1 protein-coding gene is annotated in these 428 nt (G+C 45.8%); it reads left to right on the top strand.

The annotated features are described in order from the left end of the window. The coding region (locus tag AAEZ00_RS20645; protein ID WP_351089745.1) for an anaerobic C4-dicarboxylate transporter family protein at positions 1 to 428 on the top strand (428 nt) is incomplete at both ends.

Raw genomic sequence — 428 nt, forward strand, 5'->3', positions numbered from 1 at the left:
CCGTTAGCACAAGATCCTATCTATCAACAGCGTTTAGCCAGCGGATTGGTGAAAACCCGTGGTGAAACTCAAGTCACGTTATTACCGGGTGCTAAGCGATCGGTGGCCATATTCTTGATTGCGATAGTGGCGGTGATGTCTTATGCCACTGCGATATCTGACAAAGTGGGCTTAATTACACATCCAGTGCTGTCGCGCGATGTGGCTATTATGTTGTTTATGCTCTCTGCCGCAGCAGCAATAACGTGGTTTTGCCGTTTAGATGCCAGTAAAATTTCTAACGCATCAACATTTAAGTCTGGCATGTCGGCGTGTATTTGTGTGCTGGGTGTAGCCTGGTTGGGTGACACTTTTGTGTCTAATCATATTGACGAAATTAAAAACGTTGCAGGAACCTTACTTCAAAGTCAGCCTTGGCTGTTATCGGT

It is taken from the genome of Shewanella sp. S1-49-MNA-CIBAN-0167 (genome assembly GCF_040310145.1).
Taxonomy (GTDB): domain Bacteria; phylum Pseudomonadota; class Gammaproteobacteria; order Enterobacterales; family Shewanellaceae; genus Shewanella; species Shewanella psychromarinicola.